The organism is Rhizorhabdus wittichii (assembly GCF_017607425.1).
Lineage (GTDB): Bacteria > Pseudomonadota > Alphaproteobacteria > Sphingomonadales > Sphingomonadaceae > Rhizorhabdus > Rhizorhabdus wittichii.
Map to the genome: position 1 here is coordinate 2,966,743 of NZ_CP059319.1, position 20,445 is coordinate 2,987,187.

Below are 20,445 nucleotides of genomic sequence, written 5' to 3' on the forward strand. Positions count from 1 at the left end.
ACCATGAATCGTCCCAGCCTCGCCCTGCGCCTCGCGCTCGTCGCGACCACCGCCCTGCTGCCGATCGCGGCCCATGCCGCCGACGCCGCCGATGCGGACGCCGATGCCGCCGACGCCAGCCAGCAGATCATCGTCACCGGCCTGCTCGAACGCACCAACAGCGGCACCAAGACCGACACGCCGCTGACCCAGACGCCGCAGGCGCTCACCGTCGTCACCGACGACGTCTACCTGGCGCAGGGCGCGCTCTCGGTCTCCGACACGCTGCGCTACGTCTCGGGCGTGATCGCCAATCCCTATGGCCCCGACAGCCGGGTCGACGGCGCCTTCATCCGCGGCATCGACGCGCTCCAGTTCCGCGACGGCATGCGCGACATCTTCAGCTATTATGCCAGCATCCGCGCCGACCCGTACAACTTCTCCCGCGTCGACGTGGTGCGCGGCCCGGCCTCGGTGCTGTTCGGGCAGGGCTCGATCGGCGGGCTGATCAACCTCGCCTCCAAGGTGCCCGAGTTCCAGACGGCGGGCGAGGTCTCGCTGCGCTACGGATCGTTCGACCGCAAGGAGGCGCTCGCCGACCTGACCGGGCCGCTGACCGACGGCCTCGCCGCCCGCATCGTCGCCCGCGTCCGCGACGCCGATACCCAGACCGACCATGTCCCCGACGACCGGGTGATGGTGTCGCCGTCGCTGCGCTGGCAGCCGGGCGAGGACACCGACGTCACCCTGCTCGGCCTCTACCAGGAGGATGACGGCGGCTCGACCGCGCAGTTCCTGCCGCTGGTCGGCACGCTCTACCCGAACCCGAACGGCAAGCTCGGCAACGGCCTGTTCATCGGCAAGCCGGGCTGGGACCGCTATGACGGCCGCCTGCTGCAAGGCACCGGCATCGTCGAGCATCGCCTGAACGACCAGGTGAAGATCAGCCTCAAGGCGCGCTATATCGACAGCGACGTCACCTATCTGACCCATTATCCGGACAGCTACGCCAATCCGGACGATCCCTATCTCGATCCCGCCAAGCGGATCATCGGCCTCTATGCCGACGGCAGCTATGCGCGGATGAACATCTTCTCCACCGACAACAACATCCAGTTCAAGTTCGACACCGGCGCCGGCATCGAGCATCTGGTGCTGGCCGGCATCGACTATAGCTGGAACCGCGTCCGCAAGACCGGCGGCTTCGACTATGAGTTCATCGACATCTACGACATCGATTATGCCGCGCTGTCGAACTTCGGCGGCGGCCTGCCGACCGCCTTCACCTCCAGCGAGGACACCCGCCAGAAGCAGATCGGCGTCTATATCCAGGACCAGGTCCGGCTGTGGGACCGCGTGTCGATCGTCGTCGGCGGGCGGCGCGACCATGTCCGCACCAAGGCGGCGGGCTCCCCGGCGGAGAAGGAGAACGCCACCACCTTCCGCGCCGGCATCATCGCCGAGATCGTCAAGGGCGTGTCGCCCTTCTTCAGCTACACCGAATCCTTCGAGCCGATCTCGGGCACGACGATCACCGGCGACCCGTTCAAGGCGAAGACCGGGCGGCAGTTCGAGGGCGGCGTCAAATTCCACCCCGACGCCCGGACGCTCGTCACCCTGACCGCCTATGACATCCGCGAGCACAACCGCCCGGTCGAGATCGTCATCGACGACGGCAGCGGCGGCACGATCCGGGGCCAGACCCAGATCGGCACGATGACCTCGAAGGGTTTCGAGGTCGAGGCGAGCCGCGACCTGCCCGGCAATTTCCAGCTCATCGCCAATTACAGCTACAACAAGGCCGAACCGAGCGACACCGGCGTCCAGCTCGACAACGTCCCGAAGAAGAGCGCGTCGCTGTGGGGCACCAAGACCCTGGCCGTCGATCCCGACACCAGCCTCCGCCTCGGCGGCGGCGTCCGCTATGTCGGCGTCAACTATTCGCGGACGATCGGCGCCACCAGCACCAGGATCGTCCGCACCCCGTCCTACACGCTGTTCGACGCGCTGGCGGAGGTGAGCTGGCGCGACTGGTCGTTCGCGATCAACGCGACCAACCTGTTCAACAAGAAATATTATGCCGCCTGCTTGTCGCGCGGCGACTGCTTCATCGGGGCGGAGCGCAACATCTTCGCCACCGTGACCCGGCGTTTCTGAGCCCGAACGGCGCCCGGTCCCGGCCCATGCCGCGATCGGGCGCCGCTGCGGTCTTCCTTCCGTCGCATCTTTCGGGCATCACCGGATCATGCCGAAGGAGAGCCCGGGGATCGTGAAGAAGCTGACGCTGTTGCGCCATGCCAAGTCGGGCTGGGACGATCCGGTCGCGCGGGATTTCGACCGTCCGCTGAACGGCCGCGGCAAGCGCGCCGCGCACCGGATCGGCCAGTATCTGCGCGATCACGACATGCATTTCGACCATGTCGTCTCCTCGCCCGCCGCCCGCTGCGTCGAGACGATCGAGCATCTGGCCGAGGGGACCGGCGAGACGATCGCCCCCGCCTGGGACAAGCGCGTCTACCTCGCCTCGGCGGTGTCGCTGCTCGACGTCGTCCAGGAGGCCGACGACCGCTACGACAATCTGCTGCTGGTCGGCCATAATCCGGGGCTCGAGGATCTGGTGCTGATGCTGGTCCCCGACCGCCCCGACGACGCGGCGCGCGACCAGGTCGAGGAGAAATTCCCGACCGCGAGCATCGCCGAGATCAGCTTCCCGGTCGAACGCTGGGACGACGTCCGCCCCAATGGCGGCCTGCTGTCGCTGTTCGTGCGGCCGCGGGACCTCGACCCCGGGCTGGGGCCGGACCAGGACTGACGTCCTCTCCCCGTCATCCCGGCGAAAGCCGGGATCTCACTTTTCTTCGCCCAGCGCCGCGAAGCCATGACAAGGCAGGGAGATCCCGGCTTTCGCCGGGATGACGATGAAGGTTCGGAAAACGGGCGCTCAGCTCAATCCATGTCCGCCGCGAGCGCCTGGACCAGCGATTCGCGAATCGCCTGCAACTCGGCGCGCGCCGGCGAGGGGATGGTCGACTGGTTCACGACCAGCACCGGCTGCGGCGCGATCGGCGCCGGGGCGGCGGGCTCGGGCGCCTGCTCGGCGGGCGCAGCCTTCTGCGCCAGCAGCTTCTGGACGCCGCGAATCGTGTAGCCCTGCTCGTTGAGCAGGCTGTGGATGCGCCGCACCAGCGCCGCATCGGCGGGACGGTAATAGCGGCGATTCCCGGCCCGCTGGAGCGGACGAAGCTGCGGAAAACGTGTTTCCCAATAGCGCAGGATATGCTGCTGGATGCCGAGTTCGGCCGAAAGCTCCCCGATGGTACGGAATGCGTCTTCGGCCTTCTCTCCGCCAGAAGTCATTGAAAATACGCCTTAATTACCCGAAACAATCCGATCACGGAGCATCTGGCTGGCACGGAAGGTCAACACGCGGCGCGGCGCGATCGGCACCTCGACCCCGGTCTTGGGATTGCGGCCGATCCGCTGTCCCTTCTCCCGCAGGATGAAGCTCCCGAAGCCCGATATCTTCACATTCTCGCCACGGGCGAGCGCGAGGCACATATGCTCCAGCACCTGCTCGACCACCGCCGCGGAGTCCGCGCGCGACAGGCCGATCTCGCGATGCACTTCCTCCGACAGATCCGCTCGCGTCAAAGTCCCCCGATCCAACGCCATACAGCCCCCCAATCACATTGAGTATCGGACACCTTACGGCGACCGGAGGGCGAATCAAAGCCGATTCCAAAGGGTTCATGCCAAGCGGCGATGATCCTGACCCATCGCCGCCTGGCAAAGCCCGCGCGGCGCCTGAGCGATATCCGCTCGGGACCGGTCAAAGACCGGGCACGACGATATCAATAGCGAATCGCCGCGGCGCCCCAAGTGAAGCCGCCACCCATCGCCTCGAGCACCAGCAGATCGCCGGGCTTGATCCGCCCGTCGCGAACCGCGACGTCGAGCGCCAGCGGCACCGAGGCGGCCGAGGTATTGGCATGCTGGTCGACGGTGACGATCACCCGCTCGGCGGGCAGGCCGAGCTTGCGCGCCGTGGCGTCGAGGATGCGCCGGTTGGCTTGGTGCGGCACCACCCAGTCGATGTCGTCGACGGTCAGCCCGGCATCGCCCATCACCTCGCGCAGCACCTGGGCGAGGTTGGTGACGGCGTGGCGGAACACCTCCTGCCCCTTCATGCGGAGCTTGCCGACGGTCTGGGTCGTCGACGGGCCGCCGTCGACATAGAGAAGCTGGTTATGGCGGCCGTCGGCATGGAGCCGGGTCGCGAGCACGCCGCGATCGCCGCCCTCCTCGGCCTTGAGTACCACCGCGCCGGCGCCGTCGCCAAACAGCACGCAGGTCGTCCGGTCCTCCCAGTCGAGGATGCGGCTGAACGTCTCCGCGCCGATCACCAGCGCGTGGGTGGCGGAGCCGCCGCGGATCATGCTGTCGGCCACCGACAGTGCGTAGAGGAAGCCCGAACAGACCGCCTGCACGTCGAACGCCACGCAATCGCCGATGCCGAGCGCCGCTTGGACCATCGTCGCCGAGGCGGGGAAGGTCTGGTCGGGCGTCGCCGTCGCCAGGATGATCAGCCCGATGTCGGACGGCGCGATCCCCGCCGCCTCGATCGCCTTGCGCGCGGCTTCGGTCGCGAGGGTCGAGGTCGTCTCGCCCTCGCCGGCGACGTAGCGGTTGCGGATGCCGGTCCGCTCGACGATCCACTCGTCCGAGGTGTCCACGGTCCGGGCGAGCTCGGCATTGCTGACCTGGCGGCGCGGAAGCGCCGATCCGGTGCCGATCACCACGGCCCGCCGCATCGCCTGTCCGCTCACGCTACCCCTTCCGTCTGCACCGCATGACTGCGGAAATCCTCGAGATCGTCGGTGATCCGACGGGTCAGATCCTCGCGGGCGATCTTCGCCGCGACCGCGATGGCGTTGGCGATGCCCTTCTCGTCGGCGCCGCCATGGCTCTTCACCACCAGGCCGTTGAGGCCGAGGAAGACCGCGCCGTTGTGATTGTTCGGATCGAGATGGTGGCGCAGCAGCGCGAAGGCCGGCCGCGACAGGATGAAGCCCGCCTTCGACCGCAGCGAGCTGGAGAAGGCGCGGCGCAGCAGGTCGGTGATGAAGCGGGCGGTGCCCTCGATCGACTTGAGCGCGATATTGCCGGAGAAACCGTCGCTGACGATCACGTCGGCCTCGCCCCGGCCCAGCCGGTCGGCCTCGATGAAGCCGTCGAAGCGCCAGGCGCCGCCGGTCTGCTGCCGGAGCATCGCGGCGGCTTCCTTGAGCTCGCCGGTGCCCTTCAGTTCCTCGGTGCCGATGTTGAGCAGGCGGACGCGCGGCGATTCGATGCCGAGCGCGAGCCGCGAATAGGCGGCGCCCATCACCGCGAACTCGACCAGGTTGCGCGCGTCGCAATCGGTGTTGGCGCCGAGGTCGAGCATGACCAGGTCGTTGTCGCCGAGCGTCGGCATCAGCGCGGCCAGCGCCGGCCGGTCGATGCCGTGCATCGTCCTCAGCGACAGCTTGGCGATCGCCATCAGCGCGCCGGTGTTGCCCGCCGACAGCGCCGCCGCCGCCTCGCCGGCCTTCACCGCGAGGATGGCGGCTCCCATCGAGCTGCTCTTGGTGCGCCGGATCGCCTGGCTGGGCTTGTCGTCGCCGGTGATGACGTCGTCGCAATGGACGACGATCGAATCGGCGAGCTGCGGGAAACGCGCCATTTCGGCGCGAATCACCGTCTCGTCACCGGTGAAGGTAAGGCGCAGGGACGAATCGCGATCGCGCGCCTGCGCGGCGCCGGCGATGATCGTCGCCGGGCCGCCATCACCGCCCATCGCATCAATGGCGATTCGCGGTGCCTCGTCCACGCTCATGCCCCCGTTTGGCCTTTTGTCAGGCCTCGACCGAGACGATTTCGCGACCGTTATAGTGGCCGCAGGCGTTGCACAGGTTATGCGGACGCTTCAGCTCGCCGCAGTTCGGGCATTCCTGGAACGCCTCGGCGGTCAGCGCGTGATGGCTGCGACGCATGTTGCGCCGCGAGGGCGAGGTTTTTCTCTTGGGGACGGCCATGTCGGCACCTGTTCCTAGCTAAACAAATAAAGCGACGAACGCCCGGGACCCCCAAGGGGGGCGGGCTCGCCGCGAGCGCGCGACCTATAGCGATTTCGCTCCGCGTTGCAAGTAGCGCCGCGACCTGCCAAGCACGCAGCTCATTGCAAGGAGGGGGAAAGATGATCCTGCCCATCACGCTGACGATCGCCGGGGCCGCCGCGATCCTGAACCTATGGCTGGCGATCCGGATCGTCGCCGTCCGGGTCAAGGGCAAGGTGCTGATCGGCGACGGCGGCAACGCGCTGCTGTCCGCACGGATGCGCGCCCAGCTCAACTTCATCGAATATACACCGCTGGTGCTGATCCTGATGGGGCTGATCGAGTTCGCCCGCGGCACCAACCACTGGCTGTGGGGCGCCGGCATCATCTACATCATCGGCCGGGTGCTGCACCCGTTCGGGCTCGACCGCCAGACCGCCAACCCGCTCCGCGCCGCCGGCATCCTGACGACCTGGGCCGTGCTGCTCGGCCTCGCCATCTACGCGCTGACCATCCCCTATACGACCAGGGACGGCGTGATCACGACCGTCACCAGCGACAGTCTCGGCGCGGGGCATTGATTGGTTGAGCCTCAGGCGCCGGCATGCGCATCCGCGCACTTGGCTATCCTCGCATAAGCTCGGGCGGCCGTTCGGCCTTGCGAGACGCTGGCGCGTCCCGTTTCACTGCACAAGTTGATCGTCGGAGCCCGTCAGGGCTCCGCAAGCGCGAACGCGCGCCCGAGCTTATGCGAGGAAAGCCAAGCCGGGCGGATGCCCGGCGCCCGGCGCTTGAGGGCTAAACAAACCTAAAGCCTAGACCTCATCCCCCAACCACCCGGTCCCCCACGAACGGGTTGGTCGCCCGTTCGTGGGCGAAGGTCGACATCGGCCCGTGCCCCGGCACGAACGCCGTCTCGCCGCCGAGCGGCCAGAGCTTGCGCGTGATCGAGGCGATCAGGTCGCCATGGTTGCCGCGCGGGAAATCGGTGCGGCCGATCGATCCCTGGAACAGCACGTCGCCGACCAGCGCCAGGTTCGACGGCGCATGATGGAAGACGACATGGCCCGGCGTGTGGCCCGGGCAGTGGATGACGTCGAGCACGAGGTCGCCCACCGTCACCTGGTCGCCGTCGTCGAGCCAGCGGTCGGGCTCGAACGGCCGGCCCTCGATCCCATAGCCGCGCCCGTCGTCGCCCAGCCGCGCTATCCAGAAGCGATCCTCCGGATGCGGCCCCTCGATCGGCACGCCGAGCTGCTCGGCCAGGATGCCGGTGCCGCCGCAATGGTCGATATGGCCATGGGTGACGAGCAGCTTCTCGATCATCACGCCATGTTCGGCCGCAGCCGCCTTGAGCCGTTCGAGATCGCCGCCGGCATCGACGAAGGCGCCTTTCATCGTGGCCGTGCACCAGATGAGGGTGCAGTTCTGCTGGAAGGCGGTGACGGGGATGATCGCGGCCTTGAGCGGCGGCATGGCGGGGCTGGTCATGCGGCCGAGATGATCGCTGGCGCGCGCCATTGCAAGACGCCCGTCCCGCCCGCATGATCGGCAGGCTGATCCTCGCGCAAAATTTCCGAGGCGAATCGATGGCTTGCGGATAGACTGGCCACCGTTGCCGACTCGAAACCAGCGGACGGGCGGCGACGTATCTGGGGCGTGGCATTGTGAACAGGGGCGTGGTGAACAGGGGCGTGTGGTCGCGATGACGACAGGGTCGTTCGATCTGATCGAGACGATGCGGTTCGAGGCGCTCGACGGTTTCGTCGAGCTGGAACGCCATCTCGCCCGGATGAAGGCGAGCGCCGATGCGCTGGGCTTCGCCTTCAACCGCCATGACTGCCGCAACGACCTCCAGGCCTCGACCTTCCGCCTGACCAACGACGCCCGCGTCCGGCTGATGCTGGCGCCGAGCGGCGCGCTGTCGATCGAGGTCCGCACGATCCCGGAACGGCCCGCCGAGCCGGTCGACGTCGCGATCGTGCCGCTGCCGGTCGCCGCGTCCGACCCGCGCCTGCGCCACAAGACCAGCGACCGCGCCTTCCTCGACGAGGCCCGCCATCGGGCCGGGACCTTCGAGGTGCTGTTCGTGACGCCCGACGGGCTGCTGACCGAGGGCAGCTTCACCAGCCTCTTCGTGCCGCGCGACGGCCGGCTGGTCACGCCGCGCGGCGGATCGCTGCTGCCCGGCGTCCTGCGCGCGCGCCTGCTCGACGAGGGCGAGGCGATCGAGGGCGACCTCCGCCCCGCCGACCTCAACGGCGGCTTCTTCATCGGCAATTCGCTGCGCGGCCTGATCGCCGCCCGGCCGGCGACGGCGCGCGGCTGATCGGCTTTCGGGCCCTCCGCCCCGGACAAGGCTCAAGCTCATGGTTGAGGCTTCGGTTCCTCTCCCCTATAGCGCGCGCGTTTCCCAACCGTCCCAATCAGGAAAGCGCCGCGCCATGAGCCTCATCGCCCCTGCCCTCAACCGCATCTCGCCCTCGCCCACGCTCGCCATGTCGAGCCGCGTCCTCGAGCTGAAGGCGAAGGGGATCAACGTGATCGGCCTGTCGGCGGGCGAGCCCGACTTCGACACGCCCGAGTTCGTCAAGGAAGCCGCGATCGAGGCGATCCGCAAGGGCCAGACCAAATACACCAACGTCGACGGCACCGCCGAGCTGAAGGCCGCGATCGCCGCCAAGTTCAGGCGCGACAACGGCCTGACCTACGAAGCGTCGCAGATCAGCGTCAACGTCGGCGGCAAGCACACGCTGTTCAACGCGCTGGTCGCCACCGTCTCGGCCGGCGACGAGGTGATCATCCCGGCGCCCTATTGGGTCAGCTATCCCGACATCGTCCAGTTCGCGGGCGGCACGCCGGTGTTCATCAAGGCCGGCGCCGACAAGAACTACAAGGTGACGCCCGAGCAGATCGACGCGGCGATCACGCCGCAGACCAAGTGGGTGCTGCTCAACTCGCCGTCCAACCCGTCGGGCGCCGCCTATTCGGCCGACGAGCTCAAGGCGATCGCCGAGGTGCTGCGCCGCCATCCGCATGTCTGGGTCATGACCGACGACATGTATGAGCACATCCTCTACGACGGCTTCGAATTCGCCACGATCGCGCAGGTCGCGCCGGACCTGTACGATCGGACGCTGACGATCAACGGCTGCTCGAAGGCCTATTCGATGACCGGCTGGCGGATCGGCTTCGCCGGCGGGCCGGCCCCGCTCATCAAGGCGATGGCGAAGCTGCAGTCGCAGTCGACCTCCAACCCCTGCTCGATCGCGCAGGCGGCGGCGACCGCCGCGCTCTCGGGCGACCAGAGCTTCCTCAAGGAGCGGGCCGTCGCCTTCCAGAAGCGCCGCGACCTCGTCGTCTCGATGCTCAACCAGGCGAAGGGCATCAACTGCCCCCGCCCCGAAGGCGCCTTCTACGTCTATCCCGACGTGTCGGGGCTGATCGGCCTCAAGACCCCGTCGGGCAAGGTCATCGCCAACGACGCCGACCTGATCGACTATTTCCTCGACGACCACCGCGTCGCCGCGGTCCACGGCGCGGCCTTCGGCCTCGAGCCCGCCTTCCGGGTGAGCTACGCCACGTCGGAAGCGATCCTCACCGAAGCCTGCCAGCGGATCCAGGCCGCCTGCGGCGAGCTGAAGTAGGAAGATGGTAATTGCCTCCGGCGGCCGTTCGCGCCGCCGGAGCCTGCAAGGCTCCGCAAGCGCGAATGCGCGCCCGAGCTTATGCGAGGAAAGCCAAGCGGGCGGATGCCCGCGCCGGCGCCTGAGGCCCGCAAAAAGTTGATAAACATTTTGCGGCTCCCCATAACTGTGACATAATGGACACAGAATGGAAAAAAGGATGCCCTTTTGACGGACAGTCCTAACCGGCCGCTGATCGCCGGGATTTCCGCCGGTGTGCTGCTGCTCGTCGCCGCCGGAACGATGGCGACCCGCAGCCCGGCCGTCGCGCCGGCTCCGCGGGTCGATCCCGGTCCGATCGTCCGGGTTCCGGCGCCCGCCGTCGATCCGGCGGAACAGGGCGCGACCGCCACCGCCGTGCTGGCGGGCGGCTGCTTCTGGGGCGTTCAGGGCGTGTTCCAGCATGTCGACGGCGTGTCGTCGGCGGTGTCGGGCTATTCGGGCGGGGTCGCGCAGACCGCCGATTACGAGACGGTCGGCACCGGCACCACCGGCCATGCCGAGGCGGTCAAGATCACCTATGATCCGCGGCGGATCAGCTATGGCACCTTGCTGCGCATCTATTTCGCGGTGGTGGCCGATCCGACCACGCTCAACCGCCAGGGTCCCGATCGCGGTCCCCAATATCGCACCGCGATCTTCCCGACGACGAAGCAGCAGCAGGCTGTGGCCCAGGCCTATGTCGCGCAGCTCGGCACGGCGAAGCTGTGGAAGACGCCGATCGTCACCAAGGTGGAGCTCTATCGCGGCTTCTTCCCCGCCGAGAAATACCACCAGGACTTCCTGACCCGGAAGCCGGACTATCCCTATATCGTCTACAACGACCTGCCGAAGGTCGAGGCGCTCAAGGTCGCCTTCCCCACCCATTTCCGCAAGCAGGCGGTGACGGTCTACCCGGTCGGCTGAGCTCCGGCCTCGCCAGGCCCGCCGCCGCCGGCATCCATGTCCAGGACCATGTTCCGCCCGCTGCGCTTGCCCTGATAGAGGGCCGCGTCGGCGCGCTTGAGGGCGGGTGCGAGCGAGGTTTCCAGCGGCTCCACCTCGGCAAGGCCGATCGTCACGGTCACCCGCAGATCGGCGAGCGGCGCTTCGAGCCGCAAGCCCGCGATCGTCTCGCGCAGCCGTTCGGCGATCCGGCGGGCGTCGGCCATGTCGGCGCCGGGCAGCGCCGCGACGAACTCCTCTCCGCCGAAACGGCCGACCGCATCCCCCTCGCGGAAGGTCCGCAGGCAGGCCGCGGCGACCTCGCGCAGCACCGCGTCGCCGCAGTCATGGCCCCAGCCGTCGTTGATCGCCTTGAAATTGTCGACGTCGATCATGCAGAGGCTGAACGGGCGCTCGCGGCTCCGCGCCATGCCGAACGCCGTCCGCGCCCGTTCGAGGAAGCAGCGCCGATTGGCGAGGCCGGTCAGCTCGTCGGTGTCGGCCATGATCCGCAGCCGCGTCTCCAGCGCCTCGCGGCGCGCGACCTCCTCCATCAGGCGCTGCTTCGACAGCCGCTCCTCGCTCAGCGCCTCGAACTGCTGGCGCTGGAGGCGGGCGAGGCGCCGGGCGACGACATAGCCCACGACGTTCGCCATGATCAGCAACAGGCCATAGGCGCGCACCGTGTCCCACGGCAGGCTGCCCCAATACCAGGCGCCGGCGAGGAAGCCGATCCCGAGATAGAGGCTCGCGCCGATCATCCCCCACAGCAGAACCGGCGAGAAGAGATAGAAGGCCATGACGATGATCACCACGGCGATGAACTGCGTCGTCAGGGTATGCGGCCGCAGCACGATCATCGACAGCGATCCGGTGGCGATCATCACCGGCGCGACGCTGAGCAGCCAGGGCCGCGTCAGCAACGCGTCCGACGACCGCAGCACGAACGCGAGGACCAGGCAGGTCACGATCAGCGTCGCCCGGATTCCGAGCAGCAGGTAGAATTCCGGCGACAGGCCGAGGAAGCCGTAATCGGAGATGCTGAACATCGCCATGCCCGCCGCGGCGACGATCAGCGTCAGCCAGCTGTCCTCCTGCACCTTGGGCAGGATCGAGGCCCGGAACGCCCGTTCGGTTCCCGCATCGCGGAACTGCGCGGTCACGGGGCTAAGCTGGTAACGCATGGCTGGCACGAAATCCTACAGCTCGCCCAAGGATAGGCGGTCGGGCCGGTCAGGCAACCTCTATCTGGCCCCGTCAGGCCGCGAGCGGGAAGCCCAGCAGCTTCTCCCGGATCGGGATCAGCGCGCGGGCGTCGCGGCCGACCGCGCGCAGGATCGCCGGATCGGCGGCGTCCATCCCCCCGGTCAGCACCCCGAAGGACGGCAGGATCAGCTTGCTCCGCCCGGCGACGAAACAGGGGCGCGACACCCGGCGGCCGCGCAGCGTGACCTTGTATTTGGGATGGTAATGACCGGAGATCTCCGGGCGAGGATCGGCCGGGTCGGCTTCGTGGCGCAGCCACAGCCCCGTCAGCTCGGCCTCCGCGACGACATGGCCGCCGAGCGGATCGTCGAAGGCGCGGTCATGGTTGCCGACGATCCAGGTCCAGCGCAGCCGCGCGGTCAGCTCGCCGAGCAGCCCGCGCGCCTCCTCCCCCAGCCGGGCGATGCCCCCGCGATCGTGGAAGCTGTCGCCGAGGCAGTAGAGCGCCCGCGCCCCGGTCCGCCCGGCCAGCGCCGCGACCCGACGCAGCGTCTCGATCGAATCATAGGGCGGCAGCATCTGGCCGCGCGCCGCATAGCTGCTCGCCTTTTCGAGATGCAGGTCGGCGAGCAGCAGGCTAGCCGAGCCGGGGTGGAACAGTCCGCCCTCCGGCAATGCGCACATGTCGACGGAACAGAACGAAAAGGGAACCATAGGCCCGGATATATCGCATGACGGGCGATGGGCAAGGATTCTCCATCACCTTCTCCGGAGGCAGGACGGGAAAGGAGGGATATTTCCGCCCTGCGGCCTTCCCCCCGCCCCCCAAAATGCTCTAGCCCTGCGCCATGGATCTGTACCTGCCCATCGCCGGCCTTTCGGTGAACATGCTGGTGATCATCGGCCTGGGCGGGCTGGTCGGCGTGCTGTCGGGGATGTTCGGCGTGGGCGGAGGCTTCCTGACGACGCCGCTGATGATCTTCTACGGCATCCCGCCCGCCGTCGCGGTCGCCTCCTCCGCGCCGCAGATCACCGGCGCCAGCGTCTCGGGCGTGCTCGCCCATGGCAGCCGCGACGGGGTCGACTATCATATGGGCGCGGTGCTGGTCGCGGGCGGCGCGATCGGCTCGCTCGCCGGCGGCTTCCTGTTCCGCCTGCTCCAGGAGGCCGGCCAGATCGATACGGTCGTGACGGTGATGTACGTCGTCATGCTCGGCGGCATCGGCGCGGTCATGGCGCGCGACGCGATCGGCGCGATCCTGGCGGAGTGGCGCGGCGAATCGCCGCCCGGCAGCGGGCGGCGGCACCATCCGCTGATCGCGATGCTGCCGTTCCGCTGGCGCTTCTACCGGTCGGGCCTCTACATCTCCCCGCTCGCGCCCTTCCTGCTCGGCTTCCTGACCGGCGTGATGACGGTGCTGATGGGCGTCGGCGGCGGCTTCATCCTGGTGCCGGCGATGATCTACATCCTCGGCATGTCGGCGCGGGTCGTGGTCGGCACCTCGCTGTTCCAGATCCTGTTCGTCACCGCCGCGACGACGATGGTCCACGCGATGACGACCCGCGCGGTCGACCTGGTGCTGACCGGGCTGCTGTTGATCGGCAGCGTCACCGGCGCCCAGCTCGGCGCGCGACTGGCGCTCAAGATGAAGCCCGAATATCTGCGGCTGGCGCTGGCCTTCATCGTGCTGGTGGTGGCGATCCGCATGCTGCTGGGCCTGACCTGGCGCCCGCCCGAGATCTTCACGGTGCAGGCGCTGTGAGAAAATCCCTTCTCCTCCTTCTCCTCGCCCCACTGCTGATCTCGGCGGAAAGCCCCAGGCTCGTTCCCGACGTGTCGCAGCGCAAGATCGAGATCATCTACAGCTTCACCGGCGCCGAGCTGCTGCTGTTCGGCGCGATCCTCTATCCCGGCGGCCGCGCGCCCAGCGACGACGCGCAGATCGCGGTGGTGGTGAAGGGCCCATCCGAACCGGTGCTGGTGCGCGAGAAGCGCAAGATCGCCGGCATGTGGATCAACGCCGACAGCGCCGATTTCCGCTCGGTGCCGTCCTTCTACGCGCTCGCCTCGTCGAAGCCGATCGACAAGATCGTCGATGGCCGGACCGCGGTGATCTACGAACTGGGGATCGACAATCTCCAGCTCTCCCCCGCCAGCGGCGGCGACCCCGCCGCCGACCGGCATTTCGAGCAGGGGCTGATCGACCTCAAGCGGCGCGGCAGCTATTATTCGGAGACCGACAGCGGCGTCGAGATCAGCGAGGGCGTGCTCTACCGCGCGCGCATCGCCATCCCGGCGCGGGTGCCGGTCGGGCATTACACCGCCGAGACCTTCCTGATCGAGAAGGGCCGCGTGATCGCCGCCGCCACCCGCGACATCGAGATCCACAAGTCGGGCATGGAGGCGTTCGTCGCCCGCGCCGCCGATCGCCACAGCTTCGTCTACGGCCTGACCGCGGTGCTGCTGTCGCTCGCGCTCGGCTGGGCGGCGAGCACCGCCTTCAAGCGACTGCGCGACTGAGCCAGCCCGGGAACCCGGCATTAACCGCCGTCCGCTAGACCATCGCCGATCCCAACGGAAAGTGATGGACAGGATGAACGACATCGTCGGCGGACAGGCCTTCGGAACGGCCCTGCGACTGGAGGCCGGCGCGATCGGGCGGGTCGAGGCGGTCGCGGGCGGCGGGGCCGACATCCGCCTCGATCGCGGCATGATCGAGCTGCTGGCGGGCGACGAGGACGCCGCGCTCGCGATGGCGGGCGAGATCGGCGCGATGATCCGGATGACCGTCGCGGGACGCTGCGTCGTCGCCGCGATCCACGAGCTGGGCAGCGCCGGGGAGATGATCGCCGCGCGCATCGCCTTCCTGGGCGAGGGCGTCGCCGACGCGGCCGGCCGGCTGACCGCCTTCCGCCGCGGCGTCACCCGCTATCCGCTGCCCGGCACGCCGGTCCATGCCGTCTCCACCGCCGACATGGGCGCGATCTTCAGCGCGGGCGACATGGCGCATGTCGAGATCGGCACGGTCCACCCGACCGCCTCGACCCGCGCCGCATTGCTGGTCGACGCGATGCTCGGCAAGCATTTCGCGCTGCTCGGCTCGACCGGCACCGGCAAGTCGACCGCGACCGCGCTGATCCTGCACCGCATCTGCCGGATGGCGCCGGCCGGCCATATCGTGATGATCGACCCGCACGGCGAATATGAGGCCGCCTTCGCCGAGGTCGGCGCCTCCTACGGCGTGTCGAACCTCGCCATGCCCTATTGGCTGATGAACTTCGAGGAGCATTGCGAGGTGCTGCTCACCACGACGGGGGCCGAGCGGCAGACCGATGCCGACATCCTCGCCAAATGCCTGCTCGCCGCGCGCCAGAAGAACCGCGCCGCCGAAACCGTCGCCCGCATCACCGTCGACAGCCCGATCCCCTATGTGCTGTCGGACCTGACGACGATCATCCAGACCGAGATGGGCAAGCTCGACAAGGCGTCGAACAGCGCGCCCTATCTCCGTCTCAAGCAGAAGATCGACGAGATACGGTCGGACCCGCGCTATCATTTCATGTTCTCGGGCATGCTGGTCGGCGACAGCATGAAGAGCTTCGTCAAGCGCATCTTCCGCCTGCCGGGCGAAGGCAAGCCGATCTCGGTGATCGACGTGTCGGGGGTGCCGTCGGAGATCACATCGGTCGTGGTGTCGGTGCTCGCGCGCTGCGTGTTCGACTATGCGATCTGGGCGCGCGGCCAGGCGCAGCATCCGGTCCTCCTCGTCTGCGAGGAGGCGCATCGCTACGTCCCGTCCGACCGCACCGCCAACACCGGCCCGGTCCGCCGCATCCTCGAACGGATCGCCAAGGAAGGCCGCAAATATGGCGTGTCGCTGGGCCTCGTCACCCAGCGGCCGTCGGACCTCGCCGAAGGCGTGCTGTCGCAATGCGGCACGATCATCGCGATGCGCCTGAACAACGAACGCGACCAGGCCTTCGTCCGGGCGGCGATGCCCGAAGGCGCGCGCGGCTTCCTCGACACCATCCCGGCGCTGCGCAACCGCGAGGCGATCATCTGCGGCGAAGGCGTGCCGATCCCGATCCGCGTCGCCTTCGACGACCTCGACGAGGACCTGCGCCCCGCGTCGAACGATCCGGTCTTCTCCGAACTATGGCGCCGCAGCGGCGACGAGGATGCCCTCGTCGAACATGTCATCGGCCGCTGGCGCAACCAGGGGCGGTAAGGCCGTCTCGAATTCAGTGCTTGCGGCAGATCAGCCGCCGCAGGCTCCAGCCGAGCACGAAGCCGTCCCCGCCGTCGGTCGCGCCGACGATGTCCTTCAGCGCCGCCGCCACCTGGGCCGGTGTCTGCCCCTCGATCCCGAACAGGTCGGCGCAATAGGCGCCCGCCTGCTCGGCGCTGCCCAGCCGCCAGGGCGTCGGCGCCTGCTCCTCCGCCAGCACCTCGAAGCCGGCGCGGCGCAGCAGGCCGGCGGTTCCATCGTCGAGGAAGACGCCCTCATGCCCCATCGGGTTATGGGCGTGGACATAGCGATTGAGGAACTGGTCCTCCCGGCTCCCGGCCGCGACGTCGGCGATGACGAGCTGACCGCCGGGCCGCAGCAGCCGATATGCCTCGGCGAAGATCGCCCCGAGATCGGGGGCGTGATGGAGGCCCGCGAGCGAGACGATCGCGTCCGCCGCCGCATCGGGCAACGGCACCGCCTCGACCGCCGCGCGCACGCGATCGGCGCTTTCGTCCTGCGGGCAGAGGTCGAAGAACAGCTCGGCAGGCTCGACCGCGACATAATGGACCCCGGCGCGCAGGTAGCGACGCAGCCAGCCGCCGCCGGCCGGCATGTCGATCACGGTCCGGGCGGCCGGATCGAGCGGATCGACCACCGCGCCGAACTCGGCATCGCGGGCATGCGGATGATGCGCCATCGCGCGGCAGTAGCCGTCCGCCCGGCGCGCGAAGATGGCCGCGTAGCTGTCCAGCATCCCCTTGCAATCCCCCACCGGCGGATACCGGATCGGCCTCGGCCATCAGCCTCCCGATCCGGTCATCCGAAGCGGGCAGGACGCACGGCGCCCTGCCCCGTCGAACTCACTTGAAGAGGCCGCCGAGGATGCCGCGCACCAGCTGGCCCGCGATCCCGCCCGAGCTGCGCCGGCTGCTGCCGCCGAACACGGCGCGGCCGAGCTCGTTGGCGACCTGGCGTCCGACCGAGGAAGCCGCCGCGCGGGTCGCCGACTGGAGCGCGCGGTCGAGGCCGCTCGGCTTCGCCGCCTCGCGCGCCGCGATCGCATCCTGCCGCGCCTGTTCCTTGAGCGCGGCCTCGCGCTGCTTCGCCTCCATCTTCGCCTGGATGGCGGCGGTCTTGTCGGCCTCGGCCTGCGCCTGGGCGGCCTGCGCGGCGGCGACCGCGGCGTCGGCCTTGGCGGCGAGCAGTTCCTCGGCCGATTCGCGGTCGATCACCGTGTCATATTTGCCGGCGACCGGAGAGATCGACTGGATCACGGCGCGCTCCTTCGCGTCGACCGGCCCCAGCCGCGAGCGCGGCGGCGCGATCAGGGTGCGCTGGACGATGCTCGGCGAGCCGTCGTCCTGCAGCACCGAGACGAGCGCCTCGCCCACCTTCAGCTCGATGATCGCCTTGGCGACGTCGAGGTCAGGGTTGATCCGGAAGGTGTCGGCGGCGGCCGAGATCGCCTTCTGGTCGCGCGGGGTGAAGGCGCGCAGCGCGTGCTGGACGCGGTTGCCAAGCTGGGCGGCGACGTCCTCGGGCACGTCGATCGGGTTCTGGGTGACGAAATAGACGCCGACGCCCTTCGACCGGATCAGGCGGACGACCTGCTCGATCTTGTCGGTCAGCGCCTTGGGCGCATCCTCGAACAGCAGGTGCGCCTCGTCGAAGAAGAAGACCAGCTTGGGCTTGTCGGGATCGCCGACCTCGGGAAGATTCTCGAACAGCTCGCTCAGCAGCCACAGCAGGAAGGTGGCGTAGAGCTTCGGGCTCTGCATCAGCTTGTCGGCCGCCAGCACGTTGACATAGCCGCGCCCCTGGTCGTCGACGCCGAGGAAGTCGTGGATGTCGAGCGCCGGCTCGCCGAAGAAATGCGCGCCGCCCTGGCTGTCGAGCTGGAGGAGCTGGCGCTGGATCGACCCGACGCTCGCCTTGGTGACGTTGCCGTACTTGGTCGACAGCTCATCGGCATGCTCGGCGCAATGGGCGAGCATCGCCTGCAGGTCGCCGAGGTCGAGCAGCAACAGGCTCTGCTCGTCGGCATAGCGGAAGGCGATGTTGAGCACGCCTTCCTGGACCTCGTTGAGGTTCATCAGCCGGGCGAGCAGCAGCGGCCCCATTTCCGATATGGTGGTGCGGATCGGGTGGCCCTGCTCGCCATAGAGATCCCAGAAGATCGCCGGGTTGTCGCCCCAGCTATAGTTCTGCAGGCCGATCTCGGCGGCGCGCGCGACCAGCTTGTCGGCATTCTTCGCGGTCGGCGACCCGGCCATCGAGATGCCCGAAAGATCACCCTTCACGTCGGCCAGGAACACCGGAACGCCGGCCGCCGAGAAATTCTCGGCGATGCCCTGCAGGGTGACGGTCTTGCCGGTGCCGGTCGCGCCGGCGATCAGGCCGTGGCGGTTGGCGCGGCGGAGATTGAGATGCTGGGGCAGCAACCCCGACGGGTTCGGGCTCGCGCCGAGGAAGATGCCCTGCTCATCGATCATACACGATCTCCACTACACCGTTGAGATCGTAGATTAGCGCCGCTCGGGGGCTGGCGGAAGTAAACTATCCATCGATGCGCCGAGCCCCGTCGCCGTCATTCCGGCGAAAGCCGGAATCTCCCTGCCCTTTTTCGCTCGATCACGAGCAGCATCTCGAAGAAAAAGGAGATCCTGACTTTCGTCAGGATGACGATCTGTAAAGTCAGGGCGTTCAGCCCTTCTTCGCCTTGCCCCTGCCCTTGCCGTCGTCCTTGCCGCCGGTCTCGGCGCTCTTCTCGGCCTTGGGCTCGGCGCCGGCGCCATGGGCGACGCGCACCGACAGCAGGCCGTTGAGCTTCGCCTTGAAATTGGCGAGGTCGCGGCCGGCGAGCTGCTGGACCGTCGTGAACTTCATCGAGGTCGGGTTGATCGCCTTGCCGTTGCGATACATCTCGTAATGGAGATGCGGGCCGGTCGACAGGCCGGTCGAGCCGACATAGCCGATCAGCTCGCCCTGGCGGACATGCTGGCCGGCCTTGGCGATGATCCGGCTCATATGCGCATAGCCGGTGGCGATGCCGCCGGCATGGTTGAGGCGGACATAATTGCCATGGCCGCCATGCCGCCCGGCGAAGGTGACGACGCCGTCGCTCGCGGCGACGATCGGGGAACCCATCGGCGCGCCGAAGTCGACGCCCTGGTGCATGCGCGAGAAGCCGAGGATCGGGTGGAAGCGCATCCCGAAGCTGGAGGTGAGGTGGCCCAGCACCGGCTTGCGCATCACGCCCTTGGTCTCGCCGACGCCCGACGCCTCGTACCACTGCGCGCGGTTGCCGGTCGTCCATTTGACCATCTGGACCTTCTTGCCGCCCTCGGTGACGCCCGCGAACAGCAGGTCGCCGACCTTGACCTCGCCGGTCTCGGCGCGGGCATGCTCGATGATCGCGTCGAAGCGCGCGTCGGAGCCGATGCTGCGCATCGACAGCTTCTGCGAGATCGCCTTGATGAAGGCCTCGATCGCGTCGGCGGGAACGCCGGCGGCGCGCGCCGAACGGTAGAGGCTGGAGCCGACCCGGCCCTGGATGCGCAGCGGCGTATGGTCGACCGCGATCGGGATGCGCTTGAGGCGGAGCGCGCCGTCGACCCGCTCGACCGCGAGCTTGAGGTCGAAGCGGGCGCGGAAGTCGAGCGTCTCGAGCGGGCGTGGGTCGCTCTTCACCTCGCGGCGGCCGAGCACAAGGTCCATCCGGGTGCCCGCGCGCAGATCGTCGAGCGGCACGGCGTCGGAGACCATCGACGCGACCTTGCCCGCCTCGTCGCGCGAGACGCCCGCGCGTTCGAGGACGCGGGCGAAGCCGTCGCCCTGCCCGATCGTCGCCGCCAGCTCGACGCGCGGCCGCTCGGGCGTGTCGGTGAGCGGCTCGACCGCGCTGGTCGCCGCGATGCGCTGGCCGGTATCGCCGCCCAGGCCGAGCGGCGCGATGCCGAGCGTGCGGACCTGTTGCTGGTGCGCGGCGCTCATCGGCGGTTCGGCGACGAAGCCGATCGGCTTGAAATCGGGCGCCATCATGCCGGCGGCGGTGCAGAGCCCCAGGCAGGTGAGCAGGCCGCGGAACCATTCGCGCGATCCGATCCGCGCGCCGAGGTCGACGACGAGGTCGGCGCCGGCGAGCCGGTCGACCGCATCGCCGATCGGGCTGTCGATCAGCCGGCCGATCGCGGGGAAGCGGTTCGTCCGGGCGACGACGAGCGCGCCCCGGCTAGCGCCGCCCGCGTAGCCCTGTGCCGAAAGATCCTGGCCGTCGCTGCGGAACAATGTCCCCCGCCCCTTTTCGAGAATCGCCTATCTATT

General features: G+C 68.5%; 20 protein-coding genes. 9 read left to right on the top strand and 11 right to left on the bottom strand.

Annotation, left to right across the window (positions count from 1 at the left end; all coding sequences use genetic code 11):
• The first annotated feature begins 3 nt into the window (after nucleotides 1-3).
• Entirely contained in the window at nucleotides 4-2,136 is a 2,133-nt protein-coding gene (locus tag HRJ34_RS13960; protein WP_029993674.1) for a TonB-dependent siderophore receptor, read from the top strand.
• An 88-nt stretch (nucleotides 2,137-2,224) separates the two neighbouring features.
• Nucleotides 2,225-2,791: a SixA phosphatase family protein gene (locus HRJ34_RS13965; RefSeq protein WP_012049744.1), complete on the top strand. Its 567-nt coding sequence runs from the start codon at nucleotides 2,225-2,227 to the stop codon at nucleotides 2,789-2,791.
• Between the two features lie 134 nt (nucleotides 2,792-2,925).
• Here the strand turns inward: HRJ34_RS13965 and HRJ34_RS13970 are convergent, their stop codons facing one another.
• The 5 genes from HRJ34_RS13970 to rpmF all read right to left on the bottom strand — a co-directional run bounded on the left by HRJ34_RS13970 (nucleotide 2,926) and on the right by rpmF (nucleotide 6,053).
• Nucleotides 2,926-3,336: a MerR family transcriptional regulator gene (locus HRJ34_RS13970; RefSeq protein WP_016744249.1), complete on the bottom strand. Its 411-nt coding sequence runs from the start codon at nucleotides 3,334-3,336 to the stop codon at nucleotides 2,926-2,928.
• A 12-nt stretch (nucleotides 3,337-3,348) separates the two neighbouring features.
• Nucleotides 3,349-3,651 (bottom strand): integration host factor subunit alpha, encoded by a 303-nt coding sequence (locus tag HRJ34_RS13975; RefSeq protein ID WP_012049742.1) that lies wholly within the window; start codon nucleotides 3,649-3,651, stop codon nucleotides 3,349-3,351.
• Between the two features lie 179 nt (nucleotides 3,652-3,830).
• The gene (locus HRJ34_RS13980; RefSeq protein ID WP_012049741.1) at nucleotides 3,831-4,790 is read right to left on the bottom strand and encodes a beta-ketoacyl-ACP synthase III; all 960 of its coding nucleotides are present in this window, start codon (nucleotides 4,788-4,790) and stop codon (nucleotides 3,831-3,833) included.
• A gap of 11 nt (nucleotides 4,791-4,801) precedes the next feature.
• A complete protein-coding gene (gene plsX, locus HRJ34_RS13985; RefSeq protein WP_012049740.1) occupies nucleotides 4,802-5,848 on the bottom strand; it encodes a phosphate acyltransferase PlsX in 1,047 nt (348 codons plus the stop codon).
• Nucleotides 5,849-5,873: 25 nt separating this feature from the next.
• On the bottom strand, nucleotides 5,874-6,053 hold the full coding sequence (gene rpmF / locus HRJ34_RS13990) for a 50S ribosomal protein L32 (protein WP_012049739.1): 180 nt from the start codon (nucleotides 6,051-6,053) through the stop codon (nucleotides 5,874-5,876).
• Between the two features lie 161 nt (nucleotides 6,054-6,214).
• Between rpmF and HRJ34_RS13995 the strand changes: the two genes are divergently transcribed.
• Nucleotides 6,215-6,655 carry an MAPEG family protein gene (locus tag HRJ34_RS13995; protein ID WP_012049738.1) on the top strand — a complete coding sequence of 147 codons (441 nt, stop codon included), beginning with the start codon at nucleotides 6,215-6,217 and terminating at the stop codon, nucleotides 6,653-6,655.
• A 241-nt stretch (nucleotides 6,656-6,896) separates the two neighbouring features.
• Here HRJ34_RS13995 and HRJ34_RS14000 read toward each other — a convergent pair whose 3' ends face one another.
• Nucleotides 6,897-7,565 (bottom strand): MBL fold metallo-hydrolase, encoded by a 669-nt coding sequence (locus HRJ34_RS14000; protein ID WP_208631535.1) that lies wholly within the window; start codon nucleotides 7,563-7,565, stop codon nucleotides 6,897-6,899.
• A 214-nt stretch (nucleotides 7,566-7,779) separates the two neighbouring features.
• Here HRJ34_RS14000 and HRJ34_RS14005 point away from each other — a divergent pair, with 214 nt between their 5' ends.
• The 3 genes from HRJ34_RS14005 to msrA all read left to right on the top strand — a co-directional run bounded on the left by HRJ34_RS14005 (nucleotide 7,780) and on the right by msrA (nucleotide 10,666).
• Nucleotides 7,780-8,403, top strand: coding sequence for an aminotransferase class IV (locus HRJ34_RS14005; RefSeq protein WP_208631536.1), 624 nt, complete (start codon nucleotides 7,780-7,782; stop codon nucleotides 8,401-8,403).
• Between the two features lie 115 nt (nucleotides 8,404-8,518).
• Nucleotides 8,519-9,721: a pyridoxal phosphate-dependent aminotransferase gene (locus HRJ34_RS14010; protein ID WP_208631537.1), complete on the top strand. Its 1,203-nt coding sequence runs from the start codon at nucleotides 8,519-8,521 to the stop codon at nucleotides 9,719-9,721.
• Nucleotides 9,722-9,928: 207 nt separating this feature from the next.
• Nucleotides 9,929-10,666 (top strand): peptide-methionine (S)-S-oxide reductase MsrA, encoded by a 738-nt coding sequence (gene msrA / locus HRJ34_RS14015; RefSeq protein WP_012049735.1) that lies wholly within the window; start codon nucleotides 9,929-9,931, stop codon nucleotides 10,664-10,666.
• Here msrA and HRJ34_RS14020 read toward each other — a convergent pair.
• Both HRJ34_RS14020 and pdeM read right to left on the bottom strand, forming a co-directional pair.
• Nucleotides 10,651-11,868 carry a GGDEF domain-containing protein gene (locus HRJ34_RS14020; protein ID WP_029993669.1) on the bottom strand — a complete coding sequence of 406 codons (1,218 nt, stop codon included), beginning with the start codon at nucleotides 11,866-11,868 and terminating at the stop codon, nucleotides 10,651-10,653. The two genes, msrA and HRJ34_RS14020, sit on opposite strands and share 16 nt — an antisense overlap.
• Before the next feature lie 73 nt (nucleotides 11,869-11,941).
• Nucleotides 11,942-12,604, bottom strand: coding sequence for a ligase-associated DNA damage response endonuclease PdeM (gene pdeM, locus HRJ34_RS14025; RefSeq protein WP_208631538.1), 663 nt, complete (start codon nucleotides 12,602-12,604; stop codon nucleotides 11,942-11,944).
• Nucleotides 12,605-12,738: 134 nt separating this feature from the next.
• On the opposite strand from pdeM, the gene HRJ34_RS14030 reads away from it, so the two are divergent.
• The 3 genes from HRJ34_RS14030 (at nucleotide 12,739) to HRJ34_RS14040 (ending at nucleotide 16,119) form a co-directional block, all read left to right on the top strand.
• Nucleotides 12,739-13,653, top strand: coding sequence for a sulfite exporter TauE/SafE family protein (locus HRJ34_RS14030; protein ID WP_012049732.1), 915 nt, complete (start codon nucleotides 12,739-12,741; stop codon nucleotides 13,651-13,653).
• The gene (locus tag HRJ34_RS14035; RefSeq protein WP_012049731.1) at nucleotides 13,650-14,411 is read left to right on the top strand and encodes a TIGR02186 family protein; all 762 of its coding nucleotides are present in this window, start codon (nucleotides 13,650-13,652) and stop codon (nucleotides 14,409-14,411) included. The genes HRJ34_RS14030 and HRJ34_RS14035 overlap by 4 nt, the downstream gene beginning before the upstream one ends.
• A 73-nt stretch (nucleotides 14,412-14,484) precedes the next feature.
• Entirely contained in the window at nucleotides 14,485-16,119 is a 1,635-nt protein-coding gene (locus HRJ34_RS14040; RefSeq protein WP_012049730.1) for an ATP-binding protein, read from the top strand.
• Nucleotides 16,120-16,132: 13 nt separating this feature from the next.
• On the opposite strand, the gene HRJ34_RS14045 is transcribed toward HRJ34_RS14040, so the two are convergent.
• The 3 genes from HRJ34_RS14045 to HRJ34_RS14055 form a co-directional block, all read right to left on the bottom strand.
• Entirely contained in the window at nucleotides 16,133-16,876 is a 744-nt protein-coding gene (locus tag HRJ34_RS14045) for a class I SAM-dependent methyltransferase (protein WP_016744259.1), read from the bottom strand.
• Nucleotides 16,877-16,982: 106 nt separating this feature from the next.
• Nucleotides 16,983-18,614, bottom strand: a complete 1,632-nt coding sequence (locus tag HRJ34_RS14050) for a helicase HerA-like domain-containing protein (RefSeq protein WP_012049727.1) — start codon at nucleotides 18,612-18,614, stop codon at nucleotides 16,983-16,985.
• Nucleotides 18,615-18,825: 211 nt separating this feature from the next.
• Complete coding sequence (locus HRJ34_RS14055; RefSeq protein ID WP_016744261.1) at nucleotides 18,826-20,409, bottom strand: M23 family metallopeptidase; 1,584 nt, start codon at nucleotides 20,407-20,409, stop codon at nucleotides 18,826-18,828.
• Nucleotides 20,410-20,445: the final 36 nt, after the last annotated feature.